Genomic DNA, 24,052 nt, shown 5'->3' on the forward strand with positions numbered 1-24,052 from the left:
ACCTGCGTGCCAGGCCACCACGCTCGTCATTGCTGTCACAAACCCGTCATCAAACCGTAGTCTAATCGCGGCCGAACGGGCTCCATGACAGGCAAAACGTGCTCAAACGCATCCTGATAGTCGACGACGAACCGGCGATCCGCGACATGGTCGCCTTCGCCCTGCGCAAGGGCGAGTACGAGCCGGTGCATGCCGGCGACGCGCTGGAGGCGCAGACCGCCATCGCCGACCACGTGCCGGACCTGATCCTGCTGGACTGGATGCTGCCCGGCACCAGCGGCCTGGAGCTGGCCCGACGCTGGCGCAAGGAGGCGCTGACCCGCGAGGTGCCGATCATCATGCTCACCGCGCGCGGCGAGGAGAACGACCGCGTCGGCGGGCTGGAAGCGGGCGTGGACGACTACGTGGTCAAGCCGTTCTCGGCGCGCGAGCTGCTGGCGCGCATCCGCGCGGTGCTGCGCCGCACCCGCGACGACGACGAGGACGGCAGCGTCGGCGTCGGCCCGATCCGCATCGACGGCGCCGCCCACCGCGTGTTCGCCAACGACGCGCCGGTGGCCATCGGCCCCACCGAATACCGCCTGCTGCACTTCTTCATGACCCACCCCGAGCGCGTCTATACCCGCTCGCAGCTGCTCGACCACGTGTGGGGCGGCAGCGTCTACGTGGAAGAGCGCACCATCGACGTGCACATCCGCCGCCTGCGCAAGACGCTGGAGCCGTTCGGTGCCGAGAACATGGTGCAGACCGTGCGCGGCGCCGGCTACCGCTTCTCGGCATCCTGAAGCGGGGAACACGGAAACGGGGAACAGGGAATGAAGCAAGGCCGGGAGTCGGTAGGTGAAAAGCGGGGAATCACCGGAACGGCGCAAAACCACGGCATGGCCCCACGGCTCCCCTTTCCCTGCCTGATGCGCAATAGTTGAAGCAGCACAAGCACTCCCTTCCCGCCTGCATGTAACGGGCGCCCGATCACCCCGCATTCCCCGTTCCCACATTCCCCGCCTCCCCACGATGCCCCGCCAATTCCGATCCGCCTGGTTGAAGACGCTGGCCACCGTGGCCGCGCTGTTGCTGCTGGCCGGGCTGCTCGGCGCGCTGCTCGGCAAGCCGGCCTCGGTGGTGGCGCTGGCCGCGCTGGGCATCCTCGCCTGGCACTACTGGCGGCTGCGCCAGGTGCTGCTGCGGCTGACCGCGCGCCAGCGCTGGGAAACCCGCGACGGCACCGGCGTGTGGAACGAGCTGGACCGGCTGCTGTACCGCAACCAGCAGGAAATGCGCGCGCGCAAGCGGCGCCTGCTGGACATGCTGCGCAGCTACCGCGCCGCCGCCGCGGCGCTGCCCGACGCGGTGGTGGTGGTGGACCGCAACACCCAGCGCATCCAGTGGTTCAACGAGGCGGCCACCGGCCTGCTCGGCCTGCGCCACCCGGCCGACATGGGCGCGCCGCTGGTCGAGCGCCTGCAACCGCTGCCGCTGGCGCACTGGCTGGCCGGCGGCCGCAACGCCGAGCCGATCCTCGACGCCAATTCGCCGGTCGATGCCGGCATCCGCCTGCACCTGCGGCTGATCCCGTATTCGGACCACCACTGGCTACTGGTGGCGCGCGACGTCACCAAGCTGCTGCACCTGGAGCAGGTGCGCCGCGATTTCGTCGCCAACGTCTCGCACGAGCTGCGCACGCCGCTGACCGTGGTCCACGGCTACCTGGACATGATGGACCCGGAGGACTTCCCCGACACCGGGCCGATGCTGGCGGAGATGCGCAAGCAGAGCCAGCGCATGGCGCAGCTGGTCGAGGACCTGCTCACCCTGTCGCGGCTGGAGTCGCAGCAGCACACCGAGCTGGAAACCGTGGCGATGACCTCGATGCTGGCCTCGCTGCGCCGCGAGGCCGAGGCGCACAGCCAGGGCCGCCATGACATCAGCGTCGAGGACACCGCCGGGGTGGACCTGGCCGGCTCCAACAAGGAGTTGCACAGCGCGTTCTCCAACCTGGTCACCAACGCGGTGCGCTACACCCCGGCCGGCGGCCGCATCAGCCTGCGCTTCGCCCGCGAGGGCGGCGGCGCGGTGCTGTCGGTCACCGACACCGGCTACGGCATCCCCGCCAGCCACCTGCCGCGGTTGACCGAGCGCTTCTACCGCGTGTCCAGCAGTCGCTCGCGCGAGAGCGGCGGCACCGGGCTGGGCCTGTCCATCGTCAAGCACATACTCGGCCTGCACCAGGCGCGGCTGGAGATCCGCAGCGAGGTGGGCCAGGGCAGCGTGTTCGCCTGCCACTTCGACGCCGAGCACGTGCGCCCGCGCGACATCGCCCTCCCTACCGCCCCCACCGAAGACTCCCCGGCATGAATCCCTCCGTCCCGCCTGTCGCCACAGCGGCTCCCGCCGCCGATCCGCTGCGCGATCCGGCGCTGTACATCAACCGCGAACTGTCGCAGCTGGACTTCAACTTCCGCGTGCTGGCGCAGGCGATGGACGCGCAGGTGCCGCTGCTGGAGCGGCTGCGCTTCCTGTGCATTTCCTGCACCAACCTCGACGAGTTCTTCGAGATCCGCGCCGCGGCGGTGCGCCACGCGCAGGAGTTCGGCCTGCCGCCGGCGCCGGACGGGCTGAGCCCGCAGCAGATCCTGTCGGCCATCCACGACCGCGCCGCCGAACTGGTGGACCAGCAGTACCGCTGCTGGAACGAGGTGCTGCGCCCGGCGCTGCAGGAGGCCGGCATCGGCATCCTGTCGCCGTCGGCGTGGACCGCGCGCCAGCGCCGCTGGCTGCGCGCCTACTTCCGCAACGAGATCATGCCGGTGCTGTCGCCGCTGGGGCTGGACCCCTCGCACCCGTTCCCGAAGATCCTCAACAAGTCGCTGAACATCGTCGTGGTGCTCACCGGCACCGACGCCTTCGGCCGCGCCGGGCACCTGGCGGTGGTGCGCGCGCCACGCTCGCTGCCGCGCATCATCCAGTTGCCCGAATCGCTGGGCGGGGCGCAGAACTTCGTGCTGCTGTCGGCGGTGCTGTCCACCTTCGTCGACGAACTGTTCCCCGGCATGGACGTGCGCGGCGCCTACCAGTTCCGGGTCACCCGCAACTCCGAGCTGGTGGTGGACGAGGAAGAGGTCGAGAACCTGGCGCTGGCGCTGCGCGACGAGCTGGTGGACCGCGGCTACCGCCCGGCGGTGCGGCTGGAGATCGCCCACGACTGCCCCAAACCGATCGTGCAGACCCTGCTGCAGAACTTCGGCCTGTCCGACAACGCGGCCTACCGCATCGATGGTTCGGTCAACCTCAACCGCGTGATCCAGGTCTACGACCTGGTGCAGCGGCCGGACCTGAAGTACCCGCCGATGACCCCGCGCGTGTTCAAGGCGCCGGAAGGCATCTTCGCCGCGGTGGCGCGCAAGGACGTGCTGCTGCACCACCCGTTCGATTCGTTCGGCACGGTGCTGGAACTGATCCGCGAGGCGGCGGTGGACCCGAACGTGCTGGCGATCAAGCAGACCCTGTACCGCACCGGCAAGGACTCGGGCATTGTCGACGCGCTGATCCAGGCCGCGCGCAACGGCAAGGACGTGACCGTGGTGGTGGAACTGCGCGCGCGCTTCGACGAGGAAGCCAACCTCGGACTGGCCGACCGCCTGCAGGACGCCGGCGTGCAGGTCGTCTACGGCGTGGTCGGCTACAAGACCCACGCCAAGATGCTGCTGATCGTGCGCCGCGAGGGCCGCAAGCTGCGCCGCTACGTGCACCTGGGCACCGGCAACTACCACAGCGGCACCGCGCGCGCCTATACCGACCTGAGCCTGATCACCGCCGACGCCGACATCGGCAACGACGTGCACCAGTTGTTCCAGCAACTGTCCGGGCTGGCCTCGAAAAGGACGCTGGACTGCCTGCTGCAATCGCCGTTCACCCTGCACAGCGGGCTGCTGCAGCGGATCGAGCGCGAGACGCGGCTGGCGCTGGAAGGCCGGCCGGGACGGATCATCGCCAAGATGAACGCGCTCAACGAGGCGCAGGTGATCCGCGCCCTGTACGCGGCCTCGCAGGCCGGCGTGCGGATCGACCTGATCGTGCGCGGCGCCTGCACCCTGCGCCCCGGCGTGGAAGGCATTTCCGACAACATCAGGGTGCGCTCGATCGTCGGCCGCTTCCTCGAACACAGCCGCGTCTACTGGTTCGGCAACGACGGCAGGCCGGAGCTGTTCTGCGCCAGCGCCGACTGGCTGGAACGCAACCTGCTGCGGCGCGTGGAAACCTGCTTCCCGGTGCTGGACGACAACCTGGTCCAGCGCATCCACCGCGAGGTGCTGCAGAACTACCTGGACGACAACCTCAACGCCTGGGAACTGCAGGCCGACGGCCACTACCGCAAGTGCGAGCCGCAGCCGGGGCAGGCGCCGCACTCGGCGCAGCAGGCGTTGCTGGAAGCGCTGTAGGAGCGCAGCTTGCTGCGCGATGGCGCTTTGCCGGGAAAGCCTCCCACGCACCGAGGTGCGCTCCTACACACCCGTCCCGGCCATCCACTACCATTCCGCCATGCCCCAGTCCCCCCCGACCTTCCCCCCCCTGCAGGACGGCGACCTGCTGGCCGCCATCGACCTGGGGTCCAACAGCTTCCACATGGTCATCGCCCGCTACCTGCTCGGCCAGCTGCGGGTGGTGGACCGCCTGCGCGAGACGGTGCGCATGGCCGACGGGCTGGACGGCAAGGGCGGGCTGTCGGCCGAGGCGCGGCAGCGCGCGCTGGAGTGCCTGGCCCGCTTCGGCCAGCGCATCCGCACCATCCCGCCGTACCGGGTGCGCGCGCTGGCCACCAACACCGTGCGCCAGCTGCGCTCGCCGCTGTCGTTCCTGATGCCGGCCGAAACCGCGCTGGGCCATGCAATCGAGGTGGTCAGCGGCCGCGAGGAAGCGCGCCTGATCTACCTCGGCGTGGCCCACGCGCAGCCGCCCAAACCCGGCCAGCGGCGGCTGGTGATCGACATCGGCGGCGGCTCCACCGAATTCATCATCGGCGCCGGCATGCAGCCGCTGGAACGCGAGAGCCTGCAGGCCGGCTGCATCGCCAGCACCCGGCGCTTCTTCCCCGGCGGCAAGCTGAGCAAGAAGCGCTGGAAGGACGCGCTGACCGAGATCGGCGCCGAGTTCCAGCCGTTCGCGGCCAAGTACCGCGCGCTGGGCTGGGACGAGGCGCTGGGCTCGTCCGGCACGCACAAGGCGATCAGCGAGATCTGCGCGGCGATGAAGCTGAGCAAGGGCGCGATCACCGCCGAAGCGCTGCCACAGCTGCGCGAGGAACTGCTGCGCGCCAAGCACATCGACGACATCAACCTGCCGACGCTGTCCAGCGAACGGCGGCCGATCATCGCCGGCGGCGTGCTGGTGCTGGAGGCCGCGTTCCAGGCGCTGGGCCTGCAGAAGCTGCTGGTCAGCAAGGCGGCGATGCGCGAGGGCATCCTCCACGACATCGTCGGCCGCGCCGGCGACAACGACCCGCGCGACGAATCGGTGGCGGCGCTGACCCGGCGCTATGCCATCGACGAAGCCCAGGCGCAGCGCGTGGAGGCGACCGCGCAGCGCCTGTTCGAGCAGGTGGCCGAGGGCTGGAAGCTGGATTCGGACGACGCCCGCATGCTCGGCTGGGCCGCGCACCTGCACGAGCTGGGGCTGATGATCGCGCACAGCGGCTACCACACACACGGCAGCTACGTGATCGAGCACTCGGACATCGCCGGCTTCTCGCGGCAAGAGCAGCAGGTGCTGGCGGCGCTGATCCGCACCCACCGCCGCAACGTGCCCAAGGCCGCGTTCGACGCCCTGCCCGAGCGCCTGCTGCTGCCGGCCAAACGCACCGCCGCGCTGCTGCGGCTGGCGGTACTGCTGCATCGTGCGCGCGAGGACGACCCGATCCCGACGCTGGAACTGTCGATCGACGGCAACACGCTGTCGCTGGTGCTGGACAAGGCCTTCATCGACGCCCGCCCGCTGCTGCGCGCCGACCTGGTCGGCGAGGCCGAGGGCATGGCCGGGCTGGGCATCAGCTTCCGGCCGTTCGTGGCTTGAGGACGGGGAACGGGGAGACACGCAGGTCGGGGCTACGCCCCCGACGCCCTTGGCCTCCCGCGTCGGGGGCGTAACCCCGACCTGCGTGCTTGTAGATGCGGGGCTTGCCCCGCACGAAGCATCACCGGGAATGCCCCGTGCGGGGCAAGCCCCGCATCTACGGGTGCGGCATGGCTTCGCATCCGCGTGTCACTCCACAGACGCATATCGGTCACATCGCTGCCACCGCCCGTCCCCATGCTGATGCAAACGGGAGAACGCGCATGCGCTATGCCATCGTCACCGAGACCTATCCGCCGGAGGTCAACGGCGTCGCCCTGACCGTGCAGGGCCTGGAGCGCGGCCTGCGCGCGCGCGGCAACACGGTGGACCTGATCCGCCCGCGCCAGCCCGGGGACAGCGCCGGGCCGCACGAGCTGCTGGTACGCGGCGCGGCCCTGCCGCGCTATCCCGGCCTGCGCTTCGGCCTGCCGGCGCCGTACCAGCTGGCGCACTACTGGCGCCGGCACCGCCCCGACGCGGTCTACATCGCCACCGAAGGACCGCTGGGCTGGTCGGCGCTGCGCAGCGCGCGCCGGCTCGGCATCCCGGTCGCCACCGGCCTGCACACCCGCTTCGACAGCTACCTGCCCGACTACGGCGCCGCCTGGCTGCAACCGGCGGCGCTGGGCTGGATGCGCCGCTTCCACAACCGCGGCGACGCCACCCTGGTCCCGACCCGCGAGCTGCACGACTTCCTGCTCGACAGCGGCTTCCGCCAGCCACGGCTGCTGGCGCGGGCGGTGGATACCGCGCGGTTCTCGCCGCACCGGCGCGACCCGGCGCTGCGCCGGGAGTGGGGACTGGGCGACCACGGGCTGGCGGTGATCCACGTCGGCCGCATCGCCGCGGAAAAGAACCTCGAGCTGGCGGTGCAGGCATTCCGCCACCTCCGCCAGCGGCGCCCGGAGGCACGCTTCGTCTGGGTCGGCGACGGGCCGCTGCGCGGGCGCCTCGCGCAGGAAAACCCGGATTTCATCTTCTGCGGCGTGCAGCGCGGCGAAGCGCTGGCCCGCCATTTCGCCAGCGGCGACCTGTTCCTGTTCCCCAGCCGCAGCGAAACCTTCGGCAACGTCACCCTGGAAGCGATGGCCAGCGGCGTGGCCACGGTCGCCTTCGACTACGGCGCCGCGCGCGAACACCTGCAGAACGGACACAGCGGCATGAGCGTCGACAGCGACGACCGATTCATCGACGCGGCCCTGCGGCTGGCCAGCGACGACGACCTGCGCCCCCTGCTCGGCGCCAATGCCAGCCGCACGATGCAGCGGCTGCACCCGGAACACGTGGTCGCCGAGTTCGAGGCCCTGCTGCGCGAACTTTCCGAACGGAGGCGTGGCCATGCGCTTGCCGCCGCCTGACGGCCTGCTCGCCCGCGAAACCCGCTGGTGCCGGCAGGCCAACCGCTATTGCCGGCGCCGCGGCATCCGCACCCTGTTTGCGGTGCTCAGCCGCCTCGGCGACGGCGTGTTCTGGTACCTGCTGATGGGCGCGCTGGTGCTGGCCGACGGCATGGATGGCCTGCGCGCCTCGGCGCACATGGCCGCCACCGGCGTGGTCGCGCTGACCCTGTACAAGGTGCTCAAGCGCTGGACCCGGCGCCCGCGCCCGTTCGCCGCCGACTTGCGCATCCGCGCCTGGGTGGCGCCGCTGGACGAATACAGCTTCCCATCCGGGCATACCCTGCACGCGGTGTCGTTCACCGTGGTGGCGCTGGCGTATTACCCGTGGCTGGCGCCGCTGCTGCTGCCGTTCAGCGCCGGCGTGGCGCTGTCGCGCGTGGTGCTGGGCCTGCACTACCCCAGCGACGTGCTGGCCGCGACCGGCATCGCCCTGCTGCTGGGCACCGCCTCGCTGCAGCTGTGGCCGCTGCCGTTCTGACGGTGGTGCCGGCCGCTGCCCGGCAACCCCGCACCTCCCGGCATTCACGCAGCCGGGGATGTAACCCCGACCTACGGGTGACGTGACGGCGTTGCCCCTACAATGCCCGGCATGACCACGCTGTTCATCTCCGACCTGCACCTGGACCCCAGCCGTCCGGCCATCACCGACCTGTTCCTCGACTTCCTGCGCGGGCAAGCGCGGCAGGCCGAGGCGCTGTACATCCTCGGCGACCTGTTTGAAGCATGGATCGGCGACGACACGCCTTCGCCCGCCGCCGACGCGGTGGCCGCCGCGCTGCGCGAACTGGCCGATGCCGGCGTGCCGGTGTTCTTCATCCGCGGCAACCGCGACTTCCTGCTCGGCGAGGATTACGCCAGGCGGGCCGGCATGCGCATCCTGCCCGACCCCTGCGTGGTCCCGTTGTACGGCAAGCCGGTGCTGCTGCAGCACGGCGACCTGCTGTGCACCGACGACGTCGCCTACCAGGCCTTCCGCGCGCAGACCCGCGACCCGGCCTTCATCGCCCAGTTCCTGTCGCAGCCGCTGGAAGCGCGCATCGCCTTCGCGCAGAAGGCGCGCGCGGCCAGCCAGGCGCGCCAGTCGGAAATGAAGGAAGGCGACCGCGCCCAGTTCGAGACCGTCACCGACGTGGCCCCGGCCGAGGTCGTCGCCACCTTCCGCCGCTACGGCGTGGACACGATGATCCACGGCCACACCCACCGCCCGGCCGTGCACACGGTGCAGGCGGGCGACGCCAGCTGCACCCGCATCGTGCTCGGCGACTGGTACGAACAAGGCTCGGTACTGCGGGTGGACGCCGACGGCTTCCGGCTGGAAGCCCTCGGCTGAGCATCCGGCAACCTGCCGGGCAGGCCCGGCGGCCGCGTCTGGACGACTATTGCGCCGGCAATGCCTTGCGCTGGGCCTCGAGGATGGGCAGGCCCGCCTCGGTGGGAATGTAGATGGTCTGGTTCGGCGTGGTCTTCAGCGCATCGATGTAGAGGTAGCGCAGGTAGCCCTCGTTGCCCTTCAGGCTGTCGCCGATGATGCGGTTGGCTTCGGCCACGCCCTTGGCCCGTTCGATTTCGGCGGCGGCCAGCGCGACGGCGGCATCCCGCGCGGCTTCGGCCTCAAGCACGGCGATGCGCCGGTTGCTTTCGGCCTCGACCAGGGCCGCCTTGCCGCGCAGCTCCTGTGCGTACACCCGGTACCTCGGCACGGCCCACGCAGTGCCGACCAGCACCAGCGCGACCAGCCCCGTCACCACCCAGACGCCCACCTGTGCCGAACCGCGTTCACGTTGCCGCATGTGTCCCCTCCCTTGTCATCGATGGCATGACCATACCCCATCCGCAGCCTCGTCCCTCCCACCGGAACCGCCGCCGACGGTTCACTGCGGCGGCGGTGGCGAAGCCGGGTCGAAGGCGCAGCCCCTTGCGGTTTTTCCGTCCAGCAGCAGCGACACGCTGAACGGGTATTCGCGGTCGGACATGCCGTCCGAGCAGGCCTCGCGGCGCACGTCCAGACGCAAGCCGGCATCGCCATTTCCACCGACCAGATGCAGCCCCTCGGCATCGCTGCTGCGCGTGGCCTGCAACCGGCGTGGCGCATCCATCGTTTCCGGCGTGGTGTAGAGCAACACATCGCCCGCCACCTCCACGCTCCAGAACGGTTCGGTGCCGATGGCCTGCAAGGTTGCCGGGAAATCCACGGCAGGTGCGTTGCGTGCCGATGGCCCGGCAGCCGTCTTCCCCGGCGACGGGCTGCATGCCAGCAATGCCGCCATCGGTAATGCGCAGAGCAATGAATGCAATGGTTTCATCGGGATGTCCTCACGATCTCGCGGAAGGCTCCGATGTTAACGGCGCGGGTGGAGGCGGTGGCCGGCTTCGGGCCCACCGCGAACGCGGTGTTCAGCCCGCCTGCTCGACCAGGTTCGCCAGCTCGTCCTCGTCGAAGCCGGCCAGCAGCCGCGCTTCGATGTTGAACGGGCCGTGCAGGTAGCCGCCGGCGTATTCGCGCAGCAGTTCCCTGAAGCGGGCGCGCGGCTCGACGCCGGCGCGTTCGCAGTACCAGCGGTACCAGCGCGAGCCGGCGGCGACGTGCGCCACTTCCTCGCGCAGGATCACCTCCAGCACGTCGGCGGTGGCGTCGTCGCCGAGCGCGCGCAGCTTGGTGATCATGCCCGGGGTCACGTCGAGGCCACGCGCCTCCAGTACGCGCGGCACCAGCGCCATGCGCGCCAGGCCGTCGTGGGCGGTCTTCTCGCACATTTCCCACAGGCCGTTGTGGGCGGGGAAATCGGCGTAGTTGTGGCCGTGCGCGAGCAGGCGCCCGCGCAGCAGCATGAAGTGGCGCGATTCGTCGTCGGCGCAGCTCACCCAGTCGGCGTGGAAGCTGCTCGGCAAGCCACGGAAGCGGTACACCGCATCCCACGCCAGGTCGATGGCGTTCAGTTCGATGTGGGCGATGGCGTGGATGAAGGCGGCGCGGCCTTCCGGGTTGCCGAGGCCACGCCGCGGCAGGTCGCGCGGGTGCACCAGCACGAGGTTGGCCGGGCGGCCGGGCATGCGGATCGGCTCGGGGTCGGATGCGTGTTCCGGCAACTTGAGTTGGCCGGCGCGGAACAGTGCGGCGTAGTGCTGGGTGAGGGCGACCTTTTGCAGCGGGTCGGCTTCGGCGAGGCAGATGCGGGCCGCGTCGAGGAGGTTGGTGCTTGAAGCCCCTCTCCCATCGGGAGAGGGGTTGGGGTGAGGGCTGGGCAGCGCAGTGATGTCTGGATCATTCATGCTGCGACCTGCCTTCATCCATGCCTTCAAGACACCTTCCCACGAGGTGTGCGTGAGACAGAGCATCAAAACAGGAGCGTGCTTGTTGCGTTGTCATTGGCATTCAAGCATTGCCACTTCGTTCGCCCCTCACCCCAACCCCTCTCCCGCAGGGAGAGGGGCTCAAAAGCATTCACGCGCGGCGCTTGTTCTTGGCTTCATCCGAGCGCAGTTGCTGGATGCGCTCGAAATACCCCGGTTCGATGCCGGTGACGTATTCGCCGTTGAAGCAGGACGAATCGAATGCCTTCAGCTCCTGATTGCCTTCACGCACCGCCGCTTCCAGGTCTTCCAGGTCCTGGTAGACCAGCCAGTCGCAGCCCAGGTGCTTCTCGATGTCCTCGATGCTGCGGTCGTGCGCCACCAGTTCCTCGGCGGCCGGCATGTCGATGCCGTAGATGTTCGGGTGGCGCACCGGCGGCGCGGCGCTGGCCAGGTAGACCTTGCGCGCACCGGCGTCGCGCGCCATCTGCACGATCTGCTGGCTGGTGGTGCCGCGCACGATCGAGTCGTCCACCAGCAGCACCACGCGGTTGCGGAATTCGAGGTGGATCGGGTTGAGCTTGCGGCGCACCGATTTCACCCGCTCGCCCTGCCCCGGCATGATGAAGGTGCGGCCGACGTAGCGGTTCTTGACGAAGCCCTCGCGATACTTCACGCCGAGCACGTTGGAGATTTCCAGCGCCGCGTCGCGCGAGGTGTCGGGGATCGGGATGATGGTGTCGATGTCGTGGTCCGGGCGCAGGCGCAGGATCTTCTCGCCCAGCTTCTGGCCCATGCGCATGCGCGCCTTGTGCACCGAGACGTTGTCGATCATCGAGTCCGGGCGCGCGAAATACACGTACTCGAAGATGCACGGGGTCTGCTGCGTGTTGGGCGCGCAGACCTCGGCGAACAGTTCGCCGCGCTCGGTGATGACCAGTGCCTCGCCGGGCAGCACGTCGCGCACGCGCTCGAAGCCGAGCACGTCCAGCGCCACCGATTCGGAGGCGACGATGTATTCGTCGCCCTCGGCGTGGCTGCGCTTGCCCAGCACCAGCGGGCGGATGCCGTGCGGGTCGCGGAACGCCACCAGCCCCAGCCCCAGCACCACGCTGACCACCGCGTAGCCGCCCTTGCAGCGGCGGTGCACGCCGGCCACGGCGCGGATCGCCGCCTCCGGGGTGAGCATGCGCTGCGCGTCCAGCTCGTAGGCGAACACGTTCAGCAGCACTTCGCTGTCCGAGTCGGTGTTGATGTTGCGGCGGTCGGCCTCGAACACCTGCTGGCGCAGCGCCTCGGTGTTGATCAGGTTGCCGTTGTGCGCCAACGCGATGCCGTAGGGCGAGTTGACGTAGAACGGCTGCGCCTCGTCGGTGCCTTCCGAGCCGGCGGTGGGGTAGCGCACGTGGGCGATGCCGATGCGGCCCTGCAGCAGCGCCATGCGGCGCTCGTCGAACACGTCGCGGACCAAGCCGTTGGCCTTCTCCACGCGCAGGCGGGTGCCGTTGGCGGTGGCGATGCCGGCGGCATCCTGGCCGCGGTGCTGGAGGACGGTCAGGCCGTCATAAAGCTGCCCGGCGACGTTCTGGTTGCCGACGATTCCGACGATGCCACACATGTTGCGCGATCTCCGCTGGGCGCTGGGGCCCGGTTAACGTGAAGGTGGCCGTGCCTGGCCCTGTGCCTCGACCCGCGCCGGGTCGGGTTGACCCGGGCGCACCTGCGCGGGGTCGATATTGGAGGGCAACGCCCTCGCAGGGTCCTGTCGGCGGGCGGCGTCGGCGGCGTCCGGCGCGGGTTTCCCCAGCGCCCGGCTCACCATGTCCGGCAACCCACTACCCTTCATCATGTCGTTGAGCGCGGCATTATCGCCTGTCACCGGCAGGTTCCCCAAGTCCGTCGGCGCCAATGCGTCCAGGTCCACGCCGGGCATGGACAGGTCCGGCAGCTGCGCGCGCATCCATTCGGCACCTGGCAGCAGTACCGGCAGCACCTTCGACTGGCCCCACTCGGCCTCGCGCGGCAGCGGCGTGAAGCCCATCAGCAGCACCAGCACGCAGGCGAACAGCCCGCCGCGCAGCATGCCCAGGCCGAAGCCCAGCGCGCGGTCGGTGCCGTTGAGCCGGGTGGCGTCGACCGCACTGCGCAGCAGCATGCCGGTCACCGCCACCAGCACCAGCACGCCGACGAAGACCAGCGCATAGCCGCCCAGGTAGTGGGTCAGCGACGGCGCCGCGCCCTCGGCGAGCCAGCGCGCGGCATGGCCCCCGAACTGGAACGCGGCCCAGCCCGACAGCAGCCACGACAGCGTGCCCACGACGATGCCGACGAAGCCCTTCATCAGGCCCAGCAGGGCCGACAGCCCGATCACGGCCAGCAGCACCATGTCGATCATGCGTCGCCTCCGTGGCGGTGGAGCGGCGGTGCTGCCTGCATCAGGGGTGCGGGCTGACGATGCCGGGGATGCCGACCTTCGCCGCCACCTGCGCCTTGAGCTGCTCGGCTTCGGCGCGGTTGGCCACCGGCCCGACGCGGACACGGTGCAGCAGCACTCCATCGCCCCTGCGCACCTGGTCGGTGAAGGCACTGAAGCCCGCCGCGCGCACCTTGTCGCGCAACGCATTGGCGCCCGCGGGCTGGGTGAACGCCCCCAGTTGCACCGCGAAGCCGACGCCGCTGGTGGCCGGCGCGGTGCTCACCGTGGTCGTGCTGCGCTCGGGCACCGCCGGCTTGGCGGCCTCCGGCTTCGGTGCGGCGGGCCTGGGTTCGGGCCGGGTTTCCGGCTTCGCGGCCGCCACCGGCCTGGCTTCCGGCGGCGGCGACGCGGCCGGCGCGTCCTTGTCGGCGTCGAGCACCACCACCTGCGCGTTCACGTCGCTGCGCACCTTGCCTGCTTCCAGCCGCACCAGTTCGGCCTGCGCGCGGTCGGCGTAGGGGCCGATGCGCACCCGCCAGGCCCGGCTGCCGTTGATGGTGTCCGGCTGGCGGAAACCGGGAAGGCCGGCCGTCTTCAGGTGCGCGATCACCGCATCGGCATCGGCCTCGGTCGCATAGGCGCCGAAGTTGACCGCGTAATTGCCGGCGGCGACGGCCGGTGGCAGCGCGCGGCCGTCGTCCGTCGCCGGCGCGGCCGCGTTGGACTCCGGTTGCGCCGCCGGCATGCCGGTGGCACTGCCGGATGCCGGTGCGTTGGGCGCCACCAGCGGCAGCTCACGGGTCTCGAACTGGCCGTCGGAAGGAGCGTCGGGGGCGCGCAGCGGCACGTCCTGCGCACTGCCGCTGTCCGGCGCCGGGTCCTTGACCAGCATGGGCAGGAAGATCACGGCCAGCGCCACCAGCACGATGGCACCAATCAGTCGCTGTTTCAGGGGGGTATCCACGGAAGGCGGGTCCGGCGGCATGCGAGTGTGTTCCGATTATATGCGGGTGCCTGCGGGCACGACGGCCGATGGCTGAATGCCTTGGCGGGTGCCCTGCATGGAGCCCGCAGGTCGGGGCTGCGTCCTCGACGCGCCTCCACATCGACGAATCGAGCGTCGGGGGTGTAACCCCGACCTACGGTTCCCGCTGCTCCAGCCCGTAGGTCGGGGCCATGTCCCCGACGCGCTTTCACGGACGAATCGAGCGTCGGGGGTGTAACCCCGACCTACGGTTCCCGCTGCTCCGGCCCGTAGGTCGGGGCTACGTCCCCGACGCGCTTTCACGGACGAATCAAACGCCGGGGGCGTGGCCCCGGCCTACCCGTGCAGCAGCGGCAACGCTTCGGCCACGGTGTGGAAGGAGCCGAACACCAGCACGCGGTCGCCGCGCCGGGCCTGTTCCAGCGCGCCGGCCAACGCCTGCCCGACATTGGCCGACAATGCCGCGCCGGCGGCGGCGGTCCCGGCCAGGCGCTCGCGCAGCCGTGCGGCGCTCTGCCCGCGCGCGCCTTCCAGCCCGGCCAGGTGCCAGCGGTCGATGCGCCCCTGCAACGCGGCGACCACGCCGGGCGCGTCCTTGTCGGCCAGCGCCGCGTACACCGCCAGCGTGCGCCCGGCGGCGGGGCGGGCCTGCAATGCCGCCGCCAGCACGGCGGCGGCCTGCGGGTTGTGGCCGACATCGACCAGCACCTCCACGCCATCGCGTTCGAACCGCTGCAGGCGCCCGGCCACCCGTGCCTCGGCGATCCCCCTGGCCCATGCCGCTCGCGGCACCGCCCGGTCCAGCGCGCGCAGCGCGGCGATGGCGGTGGCAGCGTTGTCGCGCTGCACCGGCGCCCACAGCGCCGGCTGCGGCAACTCCAGCCGCAGCGACACGTCGCGCCAGCGCCAGCGCCCGGCATCGATCGGCTCGGCGAAGAAATCGCTGCCGAAGCGGATCGCGTTGGCGCCCAGCACGTAGGCACGGCGCAGCACGCTCGACGGCGGGTCGATCTCGCCGAGGATCACCGGCTTCCAGCCGCGGATGATGCCGGCCTTCTCCATGCCGATGGTTTCGCGGTCGCCGCCCAGCCAGTCGGCGTGGTCGATGTCCACGGTGGTGATGACCGACACGTCGGCATCGACGATGTTCACCGCGTCCAGCCGCCCGCCCAAGCCGACTTCCAGCACCGCCAGGTCCAGCCCGGCCTGCTGGAACACCCACAGCGCGCACAGCGTGCCGTATTCGAAATAGGTCAGCGCGGTGTCGCCGCGCGCGTCCTCGACCGCGTTGAAGCCGGCCACCAACGTGGCGTCATCGATGTCGGCACCATCGATGCGCACGCGCTCGTTATAGGCCAGCAGGTGCGGCGAGGTATAGGCACCCACCTTCCAGCCGGCGGCGCGGGCGATGGCCTCGATGAAGGCCACGGTCGAGCCCTTGCCGTTGGTGCCGCCGACCACGATGCAGCGCTTGCCCGGTTGCGCCAGCCCCATGCGTGCAGCCACCTCGCGCACGCGCTCCAGCCCCATCGCGATCGGCTGAGTGTGCTGCTGTTCGATGTGGGCGAGCCACTGCGCGAGCGTGGCGGGACGTGCGGGGGACATGCGGGGTTCTCGACGGAAAAACCGGCGCCGTGCGCGCGGGACGCACATGATAGCGGCGCTGGCCGCGAACGCCGGCATCACGCGCCGCCCGGCCAACGGCCGGGCGCTACCGGATTGCGGGTAGTGCCGGCCGCTGGCCGGCATCTGCATGCATATCTGGAGTCTGCGAGGTTGCCGGCCGGCGGCCGGCACTACAGCGCGCGGTGCTTGGCTTCGCCGAAGAACGGGGTGTGGTGGGCGCAGTCGTTCAGGCGCACCACTTCCAGATGCTCCAGATCCGGGCCTTCGAGCAGGTTGAGCGTGGTCGGGGCCTGGCGGAAGGTCCACAGCTTGCCGATCGGCAGGCCCAGCACCCGGCACAGGATCACGCGGTTGACCGCGTCGTGCGCGACCACCAGCAGTGTGTCGTCCTCGCCCAGCCCTTCGGCGGCCTTGGCCAACCCGCGCCAGCTGCGGTCCAGCACCTGCCGCAGCGACTCGCCGCCGGGCATCAGCACGGTATCCGGCTCCTCGCGCCAGGCGCGCAGCCGTGCCGGGTCGGAGTCATTGATCTCGCTGGCAAGCAGGCCCTCCCACTCGCCGTGGGCGATTTCCTGCAAGTCCGGCTCGGTCAGCAGCATGGCTTCGCGCGCCGCGCCCAGCGCGGCCCTGGCGGTGCTCTGCGCGCGCGACAGCGGCGAGGCCACGGCACGGGTGATCTGCACGTCCCGCAGGCGCTCGCCAAGCGCGGCGGCCTGGGCCTGGCCCACCGGCGAAAGGGGAATGTCGATCTGGCCCTGGTAGCGGCCTTCGGCGTTCCACGGCGTTTCGCCGTGACGGGCAAGCAGGATGCGCATGCAGTGGAGTGTCCGTGGAGGGGGCCCGCATCATAGCCTGCCCCCGTGGCGCGGCCGGGGTCGGTTACCCGCGTTACGAAATCGCGGGTGGTCGCTCTCGCAGCGAACCTGCAACCGCCAGCGCGTTTGCCGGCCAACGGCAGGCGTTACCATACCGGCCCTCCTTTGGCTGCCTGGTGTGAATCCGCATGAGGGCCAGCACCTCCCACGCCCCCGACGCGGCATGAGCAGCCTTTCGACGTCCCCGACGCCCCGTCCCAAGCCTTTGAACGAGCACCTGCAGCCGTGGGTGGCGGCGCTGGCGAGCGCACTGCTGCACCTGCTGGTGGTGCTGCTCCTGCTGCACGCCGATCCGCCACAAGTGAGCACGCCGCAGGGTTCGTCCAATGGCGGCCGGGTCAAGGTGGATTTCATCGGCGAGGCACCGCCCTCCCCGCAGGCCACGCCGGCCCCGCCCAGCCCGAAGCCGACGGACGCGCCCAAGCCGCGCCCCAAACCAACCGCACGCAGGAAGGTCGAGCAGCGCAAGCCGATGGCCGAAGCCAGGTTCATCGAACCGCCGGCCGAGCCGGAGCCGGAACAGGCCGAGGCCGCGGACCCGCCCGCGCAGGTACCGGCGCAGGCCGCCTCCAGCCCGTCGGGCACCGCCCAGCGCCAGCCGCGGACCTGGACCGGGCGTCCGCCGGGCTGGCTGGAAAAGGAAACCGCTCCCGACGACGACGGCCGCTACCGCGGGCAGGTCAACCGCAACGGCAGCCGCAACGACATGGCGAGCGGCGAGCCGGCCATGCAGGTGGGTGGCTACCAGATCATCTACGACCTGCTGCGCGAGGCCCAGCTGCGCGACTGGATGGAACAGGGCATGAAGGAGCTGTCCATTCCGCTGCCCGGCACCAGCTACCTGATGGTCTGCCCGGCCGAGGTCGCGCTCAGGCGCGAGTCCAGCAAGTGCCGCCTGCTTCCCCCCGACTCGCCGGAGCTGCAGGCCATCGGCGATGCCCGCGAAGTGGTCACGGTGATGTCCGTGTACCGGCAGGGCGAACTGGTCTGGCGCGGACCGGGGCCATACCGGTAGGCGCTGCGAATGCCTGAGCACCTGTAGGAGCGCACCTTGGTGCGCGATGAAGCTTTCCCGGTAGAGCCTCATCGCGCACCAAGGTGCGCTCCTACCAGTGGTGGGCCATGCAAAAAGCCCCGGGCGGTTTCCCGTCCGGGGCTTTCGCTTCGATGCAACCACCGCTTACTTCGAGGCGGCTTCCATTTCCTTCAGCAGCTGCGGCGCCGGGGCCACTTCCTGCATGATCCAGCGCATGTAGCGCTGGTCCACCGAGATCATGCGGGTCATCACCGGGTCGAACACCCAGTTGCTGGCCACCGCCTCCCAGATGCCGTCGAACGCCAGGCCCACCAGCCGGCCATGCGCGTCCAGCACCGGCGAGCCGGAGTTGCCGCCGGTGATGTCCAGGTCGGACAGGAAGTTCACCGGCACGCTGCCGATGCGCTTGTCCTCCAGCCCGCCGTAGCGCCTGGCCTTGACCGCGTCGAGCAGCGCCTTCGGCGAGTCGAACGGATCGGCGCCGGTTTCCTTGGCGGCCACGCCTTCAAGATCGGTGAACGGCTGCTGCACCTTGCCGTCCAGCCCGGTGTAGCCCTTTACGTTGCCGAAGGTGATGCGCAGGGACAGGTTGGCGTCCGGGTAGACGAACTCGCCCTTGCTCTGCTTGTAGTCGGCGATGGCCTGCAGGAACAGCGGCCGCGCCACCAGTTCCTCGCCCATGCGCACCTTGCGCTGGTGTTCCAGTTCCAGCAGCGCCGGCATCACCGCCACCGCGTACTGGATGGCCGGGTCGGTGCTGGCCTCGAACGCGGCCTTGTCGGCGTTGAACCACTTCAGGCGCTCGTTCAGCTCGCCCAGCCTGGAGCCATCAAGGCGCGCCAGTGCCGCGTCCAGCGCCGCCGCGTCGCTGCCGCCCAGCCACTGGTCCAGCGCCGGCAGGCCCTTGCCCGCCGGCAGCTGCAGGTACTGCTGCAGCCAATATTGCTGGAACTGGCGGTCCATCGACGCCACGTAGCGGCGGTCCATCTGCTTCAGGCCGCCCTCGATGGCCGGCAGGTCGCGTTCCTGGTAGCCCTCCTCGCGCTCGGCATCCGGCCTGGCCTTCTCGATCGCCAGCCGGTACAGGCGCACCGCGGTGCCCAGCGTGCCGGTGCGGTTGAACATGCCCAGCACGAAATCGCGCTCCTGGGTGGCGCGCGCCATCGTGCCCAGGTTCTGCAGGCGGTCGTAGGCGTGCAGCGCCGGCCGGCCGGCTTCGCCCTGCGCGCGCAGCCATTCCAGCACCGCGGCCTCTTCCTTCTGCTTGTGGGCAAGCACGCCGTTGCGCTTGAAGCCGTCCAACTGGCCGTCGAAGTTCTTGCTGGTGTTGTTCCAGCCGGCCATGTTGGCCGCGTACTTCACCGCGATGTCCTTGTCGTCCTTGCCGGCCGCTTCCACCAGCGCGATCTGTTCCTTGTAGGCCTTGGCAACGGCCGGGTACAGCCAGTTGGCGGTGTTCTCGAACTCGCTGACCAGCGCATAGCGGTCGGTGCGGCCCGGGTAGCCGGCCACCATCACGAAGTCGCCCTCGCCCAGCGGCTGGTCGGCCAGCTTCAGCCAGTGCTTGGGCTGGTACGGCACGTTGTCGGCCGAGAACGCGGCCGGCTTGCCGTCCTTGCCGACATAGGCACGGTAGAACGAGAAGTCGCCGGTGTGGCGCGGCCACATCCAGTTGTCGATGTCGCCGCCGAACTTGCCGACGCTGCCCGGCGGCGCATAGGCCAAGCGCACGTCCTTGATCTCCAGGTTCTTGAACAGGCGATAGGTGTTGCCGCCGGAGAAGCTGTACAGCCGGCAGCTGTAGGCCTCGTCGGCCTCGCAGTCGGCGACGGCCTTCTTCTCGAACGCCTCCAGCGCCTCGGTGCGCTTGAGCGGATCGGCGCCCGCCGCAGCGATGGCCGCACGCGCCTGCGCGGTGACGTCGGTGATGTCATCCAGCACATAGATGCGCGCGTTGGGGCCGGCGCTGAGTTCATCCTTGAAGGTCGGCGCGTTGAAGCCGTCCTTGATCAGGTTCTTCTCGGCGGTGGAGTTGAGCTGGATGGCGCCGTAGGCGCAGTGGTGGTTGGTGACCACCAGGCCCTGCGGCGAGACGAAGCTGGCAGTGCAGCCGCCCAGCGCGACCACCGCGCCCATCGGGTCGCCGGTGAGGTCGGCCAGCTGCTGCGGATCCAGCTGCAGCCCGGCCTGCTTCAGCGGGCCGGCGATCTCGGGCAGCTGCTGCGGCACCCACATACCTTCGGCGGCCTGCGCCAACTGGGCCAGGCCGAGCCCGGCAACGACGGAAAAAGCGAGAAGGTTCAGACGCATGCAGGTACCCCCGGGGAATGGAAGCCCGATTGTAGCGGTTGCAACCAACTTGTCCCGCCGGCCGCTTGCATCTGGGCAAACGGGCAAGCGGAAAGCCCGCCCAAGCGGGCAGCCTGCCCGGGACGACCCGGCCATCACGGCGCCAGCCGCGCGACCATTTCCCTGATGACGGTGTGCGTGATCGCGCGCAGGCAACGCATCTCGCCTTCCAATTGCGGGCCGATGGGCAACCTCCTGCCCAGCTCGGCGTTCTCCGCCTCCACTTCGCCCAGCAACTGCCCGGCCACCTCGAAGATCGAGGCCTGCATCATCGCGAGCCTGTCCGCCGCCGTCCGCGGTTTCAGGCCCAGCGCCTGCCCGGCCTCGACCAGGAGATCGAAGCTCAACTCGCTGAACCGCTCCACGCCCAGGATCGGCCAGGCCAGCGTCGAATTCTCCGGCCAGCCCTGGCCGAACGCCCCGGTCTCATAGCAGACCGTGCTCAGCAGGTCATAGTGCGGGGCGAGCTGGATGCCTTCCGGCCCCACCAGGAAACTCAGGTTCTTCAGGTGCGCATCGCTGTTGCCGGCCAGCACGTTGAACACCAGCCAGTCGAACAGGCGGAAGCGGGCGGAGAGTTTGCCGCGGCAGGATTCGACGATGTCCGCCAGCACCTGCAGACTGCCCCGGTACTTGAAGACACGATCCAGATTCAGCAGCTGGCATGCATCCATCGTGTGCAGGCGGCGCACGCCGGCGGGCGTCCGCTCGCGGTCGAAGCGCTCGACCAGGAACGCGGGTTCGGGCACGTAGCGCCGTGACACGCGCGGAACCTCAAGGCCCATCGCGGCCGCCAGCCGCATCACGAACCACTCGTTCGCCACACTGTGCGGATAGCTTTTGTCCGTGTTGTCGGGCTTGAGGACATGCGTCGACGGCTCCGCGCCGATGGGCTGGAACAGCGCCCCGTCCTGCTCGATGACGGCCAGCTTGTGCTGCGCGCCGGCCAGCGACATCCGCTTGGGCGAACCGGCGGCCAAGGAATGGTGCGGCAGCGCGCGGATGCGCCGGGACAACTCCGCATCGGTCAACTCGGCCCTGCCCCCGGGCTCCAGTACCTTGCCTTCCGGCAGCAGTGTCAGCGCCCCCGCCGATTCCGCGCCGTAATGGCACAGCAGGCCGAATGCATCGCCACTGGCCACGCGGGCATCGCCGGCCATCAACTCGCGTTGCGCCTCCTCCGGCAGGAGGTTGTCGAAATACCACTGGACCGGGCGGAACGACGCGCCATCGTGGATGCTCGCCTCCTGTAACGGCAGCGACAGGGCCAGCGCGAAACGCCCGGCACTGGCCAGCCATTCGGGTGCATAGGTGAACGCCCACAGGTTGCCACGCTCGGAGAGCGTGCCGACCAAACGGCCGTCGATGCTGGCCAGCAGGCTGCGCCCCGGATAGCCCAGGCCGTCCAGAGTCGTGACGGTGATGGCCTCGTCCAGCGGAACCCGATTCATCGCACACGCGCCCTGGCACGCTCGTCGATGGCATCCATGACCTTCTGCGGCACGTCGATTTCGACATGCAGCCCCAGCTCGGACAGCACGTTGAACAGCTTGCCCCATTGCACCGTGCCGCTGCCGCGCTCGACCTTGGCCAGGAAGTTCTCGCTCACGCCCACGCCCTCGGCCGTGGCGTCCTGACGCAACCCCTGGTGCCTGCGCATGGCCTTGACCAGCGGCCCCAGCTCCTCGGCTTTGCTCAACCGGATCCGCATGGCGTAATCCTCATGGTCATGCGGATTCATCCGCAGTTGCGCCATGCTACAGCAAAAATCCACTCGCTCGTGAGGAATTTGGAAAATCCTCCTCACGATCATGTGGAAATCTCCAATTAATCCTCTTTATCGCAAGGATTTTTCCGCATATTGCCGGTGCTGCACAAAAATCCTCATGCGGCAAAGGATTTCAGGCCCCCATCAATCCCCGGTCATCGCGGCTCAACCCGCCACCACCCTGTCGCGCCCGCCCTGCTTGGCGCGGTACAGCGCCGCGTCGGCCGCATCCATCAGGCATCGCCCGTCGGCTTCTTCCTGCGGTACGGCGGTGCATACCCCGATGCTGATGGTCACGCGGCGGGCCACCGGCGACTTTTCATGCGGCTCTTCCAGCGCATGCACGCTTTCGCGCAGGCGCTCGGCGATCCCCTGCGCCCCGGCGGCATCGACGCCATTGACCAGCATGACGAACTCCTCGCCGCCATAGCGGGCGAAGACGTCGGCCGACGAGCGCTGCTGCGCCTTGAGCGCGGCGGCCACGCGCTTCAGCACGCGGTCGCCCGCCGTGTGCCCGTAGTGGTCGTTGTATTGCTTGAAATAGTCGATGTCGATCATGAACAACGACAGCGCCTCGCCATTGCGCCGCGCCCGCTGCAGCACCAGCGCGAAGCTCTCGTCGAAGAAGCGGCGGTTGTACACGCCGGTCAGGCCGTCGGTCACCACCTGGCGCTTGAGCGCCTCGGAGTGCGACATCAGCATCTTCTCGCGCCGGATCGAATGGCTGGCATCGCTGACCTGGATCAGGCAGGCACGGCTGCCATCGACCGCCATGATGGGCGTCATCACCACCGACTGCACCATGCGCGCCGGCGCCCCGCCGTCGTTGCCGGCATTGGCGTGGTACAGCGGCAGCGGCGAGCGGTGCAGGGCGCTGGACAGCATCGCCGGCAAGCCGTAGCTGATGGTGTTGGACAGCGCCCGCAGGAAGCCGGGGGCCAGCTGCTGCTGGAACAGCGTGACGAAATTGGCGTTGAGCGCGCGCCCGGCGTCGATCCCGCCATGCCGCTCCATCCAGCCGTTCCACAGCAGGATGTTGAAGTCCTTGTCCAGCACGACCAACCCCAGGTTGAGGTTGTCGAGCACGGCATCGGCGGTGATGCGGCCCGGAACGAAACTGCTCATGAAATGGCGTTCAGATAGCGTTGGATGTGCGCCACCAGCCGGTTGAGCGAGGTCGAGCTAAGCAGGAAGATCAGGTGGCCCGAGGCGTGGTGTTTCTCGATCAGCAGGTCGATGTGCAGGACCAGCACGTAGGTGTCGTCGTTCTCGCCGGAGGCCAGGCGCGCGGAGATTTCCTCCGGCGAGGACACCGCGTACTCGGGCAGCGAACTGTTCAGGGTGATGCCCAGCATGTCGGCCATCGCCGACAGGCAGGCATTGAGGATGATGTTGCCCAACTCGCACATGGCCTCCTGCTCGAACTCGGCCAGGTCCTCCAGGCTGATCTGCGAGCCCATCATGTCGCGCACGATTTCCAGCGCATGGGCCTCGGCGAACAGCAGCACCGCCTCGGCGTCGAACGGGCCGTCGAATATCTGGCTGACGGCGGCGAAGCGCGCATTGGCCAGCGGCAGCACCCGCTCGTCGATCTCGCGCGTGCGCAGCACCTCCAGCGACGGCACCGACAGGCGCACCTCGTCGCCCACGATCTCGGACAGGCTCAGCGCGGCGCGCCCGGCACCGACGTTGAAGATCTCGGTGAGCGCGTCGGTTTCGATGTCGGTCAGGACGCTCATGGCCTACCCCGCGAAATGCTGGAGGGCCTGCGCGATCGACTTCTCGGTCACCGGCTTGGCCACGAACACCGCGCCCAGCTGCTGCGCGCGCGTCTGCACCGCTTCCTGGATGTTCGCCGAGAAGATGGCGATGCGCACCTGCGGGTGCGCCTGCAGGATCAGCGCCGCCGCATCGGTGCCGGGCATGCCGGGCATGTTGACGTCCACGGTGCAGTAGTCGGGTACCGCCTTGGCGACCAGCGCGACGGCCTCCTCGCCGGTGCCGGCCTCGACCACCTGCCACTGCGGGTGGACCTCCAGGATGTGCGCCTTGATCACCATGCGCGACACCTTGCTGTCGTCGACGACCAATACCGTCTTGCCCGAATCCGCCTGGATGGCCATGTGTGCTGTCTCCCCGCACCGTGATGTGCCGCACAATTTTACGCGCAATGCCCTTGCGCTGCGCACCGCCCGCCG

22 protein-coding genes are annotated in these 24,052 nt (G+C 69.5%); 8 read left to right on the top strand and 14 right to left on the bottom strand.

Going from position 1 to position 24,052, the window contains the following annotated elements; all coding sequences use genetic code 11:
• The first annotated feature begins 98 nt into the window (after window positions 1-98).
• The 7 genes from phoB (at window position 99) to lpxH (ending at window position 8,838) form a co-directional block, all read left to right on the top strand.
• Window positions 99-785, top strand: coding sequence for a phosphate regulon transcriptional regulator PhoB (gene phoB, locus MIC98_RS14640; RefSeq protein WP_239737652.1), 687 nt, complete (start codon window positions 99-101; stop codon window positions 783-785).
• A gap of 229 nt (window positions 786-1,014) precedes the next feature.
• Window positions 1,015-2,355, top strand: coding sequence for a phosphate regulon sensor histidine kinase PhoR (gene phoR, locus MIC98_RS14645; RefSeq protein ID WP_239737653.1), 1,341 nt, complete (start codon window positions 1,015-1,017; stop codon window positions 2,353-2,355).
• Window positions 2,352-4,439, top strand: a complete 2,088-nt coding sequence (gene ppk1 / locus MIC98_RS14650) for a polyphosphate kinase 1 (protein WP_239737654.1) — start codon at window positions 2,352-2,354, stop codon at window positions 4,437-4,439. Before phoR ends, ppk1 begins: the two co-directional genes overlap by 4 nt.
• A gap of 100 nt (window positions 4,440-4,539) precedes the next feature.
• Window positions 4,540-6,066 (top strand): exopolyphosphatase, encoded by a 1,527-nt coding sequence (ppx, locus tag MIC98_RS14655; RefSeq protein WP_239737655.1) that lies wholly within the window; start codon window positions 4,540-4,542, stop codon window positions 6,064-6,066.
• 263 nt (window positions 6,067-6,329) lie between these two features.
• Entirely contained in the window at window positions 6,330-7,466 is a 1,137-nt protein-coding gene (locus MIC98_RS14660; RefSeq protein ID WP_239737656.1) for a glycosyltransferase family 1 protein, read from the top strand.
• A complete protein-coding gene (locus MIC98_RS14665; protein WP_057641971.1) occupies window positions 7,447-7,986 on the top strand; it encodes a phosphatase PAP2 family protein in 540 nt (179 codons plus the stop codon). The genes MIC98_RS14660 and MIC98_RS14665 overlap by 20 nt, the downstream gene beginning before the upstream one ends.
• 111 nt (window positions 7,987-8,097) lie before the next feature.
• Window positions 8,098-8,838, top strand: coding sequence for a UDP-2,3-diacylglucosamine diphosphatase (gene lpxH / locus MIC98_RS14670; protein WP_239737657.1), 741 nt, complete (start codon window positions 8,098-8,100; stop codon window positions 8,836-8,838).
• A gap of 46 nt (window positions 8,839-8,884) precedes the next feature.
• Here the strand turns inward: lpxH and MIC98_RS14675 are convergent, their stop codons facing one another.
• The 8 genes from MIC98_RS14675 to MIC98_RS14710 all read right to left on the bottom strand — a co-directional run bounded on the left by MIC98_RS14675 (window position 8,885) and on the right by MIC98_RS14710 (window position 16,641).
• Window positions 8,885-9,298: a hypothetical protein gene (locus MIC98_RS14675; RefSeq protein WP_057641969.1), complete on the bottom strand. Its 414-nt coding sequence runs from the start codon at window positions 9,296-9,298 to the stop codon at window positions 8,885-8,887.
• A gap of 81 nt (window positions 9,299-9,379) precedes the next feature.
• Window positions 9,380-9,700 (bottom strand): hypothetical protein, encoded by a 321-nt coding sequence (locus tag MIC98_RS14680; RefSeq protein ID WP_239737658.1) that lies wholly within the window; start codon window positions 9,698-9,700, stop codon window positions 9,380-9,382.
• A gap of 202 nt (window positions 9,701-9,902) precedes the next feature.
• Window positions 9,903-10,778 carry a ferritin-like domain-containing protein gene (locus MIC98_RS14685; protein ID WP_239737659.1) on the bottom strand — a complete coding sequence of 292 codons (876 nt, stop codon included), beginning with the start codon at window positions 10,776-10,778 and terminating at the stop codon, window positions 9,903-9,905.
• 172 nt (window positions 10,779-10,950) lie between these two features.
• A complete protein-coding gene (purF, locus tag MIC98_RS14690; protein ID WP_239737660.1) occupies window positions 10,951-12,417 on the bottom strand; it encodes an amidophosphoribosyltransferase in 1,467 nt (488 codons plus the stop codon).
• Between the two features lie 33 nt (window positions 12,418-12,450).
• Window positions 12,451-13,194: a CvpA family protein gene (locus MIC98_RS14695; RefSeq protein ID WP_239737661.1), complete on the bottom strand. Its 744-nt coding sequence runs from the start codon at window positions 13,192-13,194 to the stop codon at window positions 12,451-12,453.
• A 40-nt stretch (window positions 13,195-13,234) separates the two neighbouring features.
• Window positions 13,235-14,179 carry an SPOR domain-containing protein gene (locus MIC98_RS14700; RefSeq protein ID WP_239737662.1) on the bottom strand — a complete coding sequence of 315 codons (945 nt, stop codon included), beginning with the start codon at window positions 14,177-14,179 and terminating at the stop codon, window positions 13,235-13,237.
• A gap of 357 nt (window positions 14,180-14,536) precedes the next feature.
• On the bottom strand, window positions 14,537-15,805 hold the full coding sequence (gene folC, locus MIC98_RS14705; RefSeq protein WP_239737663.1) for a bifunctional tetrahydrofolate synthase/dihydrofolate synthase: 1,269 nt from the start codon (window positions 15,803-15,805) through the stop codon (window positions 14,537-14,539).
• A 191-nt stretch (window positions 15,806-15,996) separates the two neighbouring features.
• On the bottom strand, window positions 15,997-16,641 hold the full coding sequence (locus MIC98_RS14710) for a histidine phosphatase family protein (RefSeq protein ID WP_057639464.1): 645 nt from the start codon (window positions 16,639-16,641) through the stop codon (window positions 15,997-15,999).
• A gap of 265 nt (window positions 16,642-16,906) precedes the next feature.
• Here MIC98_RS14710 and MIC98_RS14715 point away from each other — a divergent pair, with 265 nt between their 5' ends.
• Window positions 16,907-17,716: a hypothetical protein gene (locus tag MIC98_RS14715; protein WP_239737664.1), complete on the top strand. Its 810-nt coding sequence runs from the start codon at window positions 16,907-16,909 to the stop codon at window positions 17,714-17,716.
• A 165-nt stretch (window positions 17,717-17,881) separates the two neighbouring features.
• On the opposite strand, the gene MIC98_RS14720 is transcribed toward MIC98_RS14715, so the two are convergent.
• From MIC98_RS14720 to MIC98_RS14745, 6 genes are all read right to left on the bottom strand, one after another.
• The gene (locus MIC98_RS14720) at window positions 17,882-20,047 is read right to left on the bottom strand and encodes a S46 family peptidase (RefSeq protein ID WP_239737665.1); all 2,166 of its coding nucleotides are present in this window, start codon (window positions 20,045-20,047) and stop codon (window positions 17,882-17,884) included.
• A gap of 134 nt (window positions 20,048-20,181) precedes the next feature.
• Window positions 20,182-21,537 carry a HipA domain-containing protein gene (locus MIC98_RS14725; protein WP_239737666.1) on the bottom strand — a complete coding sequence of 452 codons (1,356 nt, stop codon included), beginning with the start codon at window positions 21,535-21,537 and terminating at the stop codon, window positions 20,182-20,184.
• Window positions 21,534-21,797, bottom strand: coding sequence for a helix-turn-helix domain-containing protein (locus MIC98_RS14730; protein ID WP_239737667.1), 264 nt, complete (start codon window positions 21,795-21,797; stop codon window positions 21,534-21,536). Before MIC98_RS14730 ends, MIC98_RS14725 begins: the two co-directional genes overlap by 4 nt.
• 222 nt (window positions 21,798-22,019) lie before the next feature.
• Entirely contained in the window at window positions 22,020-22,979 is a 960-nt protein-coding gene (locus MIC98_RS14735) for a GGDEF domain-containing protein (protein WP_239737668.1), read from the bottom strand.
• On the bottom strand, window positions 22,976-23,593 hold the full coding sequence (locus MIC98_RS14740; RefSeq protein WP_057639459.1) for a chemotaxis protein CheC: 618 nt from the start codon (window positions 23,591-23,593) through the stop codon (window positions 22,976-22,978). Before MIC98_RS14740 ends, MIC98_RS14735 begins: the two co-directional genes overlap by 4 nt.
• A 3-nt stretch (window positions 23,594-23,596) precedes the next feature.
• On the bottom strand, window positions 23,597-23,977 hold the full coding sequence (locus MIC98_RS14745; protein ID WP_239737669.1) for a response regulator: 381 nt from the start codon (window positions 23,975-23,977) through the stop codon (window positions 23,597-23,599).
• Window positions 23,978-24,052 lie beyond the last annotated feature (75 nt).

Source organism: Stenotrophomonas sp. NLF4-10, from assembly GCF_022359915.1.
Classification (GTDB): Bacteria; Pseudomonadota; Gammaproteobacteria; order Xanthomonadales; family Xanthomonadaceae; genus Stenotrophomonas; species Stenotrophomonas daejeonensis.

What these genes read in the sequence shown, in the direction of transcription:
- MIC98_RS14675 (WP_057641969.1), bottom strand. Translation starts at nt 9,298, where the DNA reads ATGCGGCAACGTGAACGCGGTTCGGCACAGGTGGGCGTCTGGGTGGTG.
- ppk1 (WP_239737654.1), top strand. Translation starts at nt 2,352, where the DNA reads ATGAATCCCTCCGTCCCGCCTGTCGCCACAGCGGCTCCCGCCGCCGAT.
- MIC98_RS14695 (WP_239737661.1), bottom strand. Translation starts at nt 13,194, where the DNA reads ATGATCGACATGGTGCTGCTGGCCGTGATCGGGCTGTCGGCCCTGCTG.
- MIC98_RS14710 (WP_057639464.1), bottom strand. Translation starts at nt 16,641, where the DNA reads ATGCGCATCCTGCTTGCCCGTCACGGCGAAACGCCGTGGAACGCCGAA.
- MIC98_RS14725 (WP_239737666.1), bottom strand. Translation starts at nt 21,537, where the DNA reads ATGAATCGGGTTCCGCTGGACGAGGCCATCACCGTCACGACTCTGGAC.
- MIC98_RS14730 (WP_239737667.1), bottom strand. Translation starts at nt 21,797, where the DNA reads ATGCGGATCCGGTTGAGCAAAGCCGAGGAGCTGGGGCCGCTGGTCAAG.
- lpxH (WP_239737657.1), top strand. Translation starts at nt 8,098, where the DNA reads ATGACCACGCTGTTCATCTCCGACCTGCACCTGGACCCCAGCCGTCCG.
- MIC98_RS14660 (WP_239737656.1), top strand. Translation starts at nt 6,330, where the DNA reads ATGCGCTATGCCATCGTCACCGAGACCTATCCGCCGGAGGTCAACGGC.
- purF (WP_239737660.1), bottom strand. Translation starts at nt 12,417, where the DNA reads ATGTGTGGCATCGTCGGAATCGTCGGCAACCAGAACGTCGCCGGGCAG.
- MIC98_RS14735 (WP_239737668.1), bottom strand. Translation starts at nt 22,979, where the DNA reads ATGAGCAGTTTCGTTCCGGGCCGCATCACCGCCGATGCCGTGCTCGAC.
- phoR (WP_239737653.1), top strand. Translation starts at nt 1,015, where the DNA reads ATGCCCCGCCAATTCCGATCCGCCTGGTTGAAGACGCTGGCCACCGTG.
- folC (WP_239737663.1), bottom strand. Translation starts at nt 15,805, where the DNA reads ATGTCCCCCGCACGTCCCGCCACGCTCGCGCAGTGGCTCGCCCACATC.
- MIC98_RS14685 (WP_239737659.1), bottom strand. Translation starts at nt 10,778, where the DNA reads ATGAATGATCCAGACATCACTGCGCTGCCCAGCCCTCACCCCAACCCC.
- MIC98_RS14720 (WP_239737665.1), bottom strand. Translation starts at nt 20,047, where the DNA reads ATGCGTCTGAACCTTCTCGCTTTTTCCGTCGTTGCCGGGCTCGGCCTG.
- MIC98_RS14665 (WP_057641971.1), top strand. Translation starts at nt 7,447, where the DNA reads ATGCGCTTGCCGCCGCCTGACGGCCTGCTCGCCCGCGAAACCCGCTGG.
- MIC98_RS14745 (WP_239737669.1), bottom strand. Translation starts at nt 23,977, where the DNA reads ATGGCCATCCAGGCGGATTCGGGCAAGACGGTATTGGTCGTCGACGAC.
- ppx (WP_239737655.1), top strand. Translation starts at nt 4,540, where the DNA reads ATGCCCCAGTCCCCCCCGACCTTCCCCCCCCTGCAGGACGGCGACCTG.
- MIC98_RS14740 (WP_057639459.1), bottom strand. Translation starts at nt 23,593, where the DNA reads ATGAGCGTCCTGACCGACATCGAAACCGACGCGCTCACCGAGATCTTC.